The organism is Saccharothrix obliqua (assembly GCF_019375475.1).
In the GTDB taxonomy this organism is placed as follows: domain Bacteria; phylum Actinomycetota; class Actinomycetes; order Mycobacteriales; family Pseudonocardiaceae; genus Actinosynnema; species Actinosynnema obliqua.
Genome location: NZ_JAHXGQ010000028.1, coordinates 1 through 2,368, shown reverse-complemented (window position 1 = coordinate 2,368; position 2,368 = coordinate 1). Strand labels below are relative to the sequence as shown.

Annotated in this window: 1 protein-coding gene; it reads right to left on the bottom strand. The window is 65.9% G+C overall.

Annotation, left to right across the window (positions count from 1 at the left end; all coding sequences use genetic code 11):
- Positions 1-2,368, bottom strand: a 2,368-nt coding sequence (locus KZQ38_RS35645; protein WP_219448447.1) for an ATP-dependent Clp protease ATP-binding subunit, incomplete at both ends; no start/stop codon positions are given.

Below are 2,368 nucleotides of genomic sequence, written 5' to 3'. Positions count from 1 at the left end.
CCGAAGAGGATCTTCTCGGACAGCTGGTCCTCGATCTCGCGCTGGATGGTGCGCCGCAGCGGGCGGGCGCCCAGCACGGGGTCGAACCCGCGGCGGGCCAGCAGCTTCTTGGCCCGGTCGGTCAGCTCGATCGCCATGTCCTTGTTCTTCAGCTGCGCCTCGACCCGCGCGATCATCAGGTCCACCATCTTGATGATCTCGTCCTGCGTGAGCTGGTGGAACACGATGATGTCGTCGATCCGGTTGAGGAACTCCGGCCGGAAGTGCTTCTTCAGCTCGTCGTTGACCTTGTTCTTCATCCGCTCGTAGTTCGACGCGGTGTCCTGCCCCGAGGTGAACCCCAACCCCACGGCCTTGGAGATGTCCGACGTCCCCAGGTTCGACGTGAAGATGATCACCGTGTTCTTGAAGTCCACCGTCCGACCCTGACCATCGGTCAACCGGCCGTCCTCCAACACCTGCAACAGCGTGTTGTAGACCTCCTGGTGCGCCTTCTCGATCTCGTCGAACAACACCACCGAGAACGGCTTGCGCCGCACCTTCTCCGTGAGCTGCCCGCCCTCCTCGTACCCCACATACCCGGGAGGCGCACCGAACAACCGCGACGCGGTGTACCGGTCGTGGAACTCGCCCATGTCGATCTGGATCAGCGCGTCGTCCTCCCCGAACAGGAAGTTCGCCAACGCCTTCGACAACTCCGTCTTCCCCACGCCCGACGGGCCCGCGAAGATGAACGACCCCGACGGCCGCTTCGGGTCCTTCAACCCCGCCCGCGTCCGGCGGATCGCCTGCGACACCGCCTTCACCGCGTCGACCTGGCCGATGATCCGCTTGTGCAGCTCGTCCTCCATGCGGAGCAGACGCGTCGTCTCCTCCTCGGTGAGCTTGAACACCGGGATACCCGTCCAGTTCGCCAACACCTCGGCGATCTGCTCGTCGTCCACCTCGGCGACCACGTCCAGGTCGCCGTCCTTCCACTGCTTCTCCCGCTCGGCCTTGCGGCCCAGCAACTGCTTCTCCGAGTCCCGCAGCTTCGCCGCCCGCTCGAAGTCCTGCGCGTCGATCGCCGACTCCTTCTCCCGACGCACGTCGGCGATCTTCTCGTCGAACTCCCGCAGGTCCGGCGGCGCGGTCATCCGGCGGATCCGCATCCGCGCGCCCGCCTCGTCGATCAGGTCGATCGCCTTGTCCGGCAGGAACCGGTCGTTGATGTACCGGTCGGCCAACGTCGCCGCCGCCACCAACGCCGAATCCGTGATCGACACCCGGTGGTGCGCCTCGTACCGGTCCCGCAGACCCTTCAGAATCTCGATGGTGTGCTCCAGCGACGGCTCACCCACCTGGATCGGCTGGAACCGGCGCTCCAACGCCGGGTCCTTCTCCACGTACTTGCGGTACTCGTCCAATGTCGTCGCGCCGATGGTCTGCAACTCACCCCGCGCCAACATCGGCTTCAGGATCGACGCCGCGTCGATCGCGCCCTCCGCCGCACCCGCCCCCACCAACGTGTGGATCTCGTCGATGAACAGGATGATGTCCCCGCGCGTCCGGATCTCCTTGAGCACCTTCTTCAGGCGCTCCTCGAAATCACCCCGGTACCGCGAACCCGCCACCAGCGAACCCAGGTCCAACGTGTAGAGCTGCTTGTCCTTCAACGTCTCGGGCACCTCGCCCTTGACCACCATCTGCGCCAGACCCTCGACCACCGCGGTCTTGCCCACACCCGGCTCGCCGATCAGCACCGGGTTGTTCTTCGTGCGGCGCGACAGCACCTGCATGACCCGCTCGATCTCCTTGGTGCGACCGATCACCGGGTCCAGCTTGCCCTCCCGCGCCGACGCGGTCAGGTTCCGCCCGAACTGGTCGAGCACCAACGACGACGACGGCGTCCCCTCGCCACGACCACCGGACTCCGCCGGCTCCTTGCCGCCCGAGTAGCCCGACAGCAACTGCAACACCTGCTGCCGCACCCGGTTCAGGTCCGCGCCCAGCTTCACCAGCACCTGCGCCGCGACACCCTCGCCCTCACGGATCAACCCCAACAGGATGTGCTCCGTGCCGATGTAGTTGTGCCCGAGCTGCAACGCCTCCCGCAACGACAGCTCCAACACCTTCTTCGCACGCGGCGTGAAGGGGATGTGACCCGACGGGGCCTGCTGACCCTGCCCGATGATCTCCTCGACCTGCTGGCGGACACCCTCCAGCGCGATCCCCAACGACTCCAACGCCTTCGCGGCGACACCCTCACCCTCATGGATCAAACCCAGGAGGATGTGCTCGGTGCCGATGTAGTTGTGGTTGAGCATCCGGGCCTCTTCCTGGGCCAGGACAACCACCCGCCTCGCGCGGTCGGTGAACCTCTCGAACA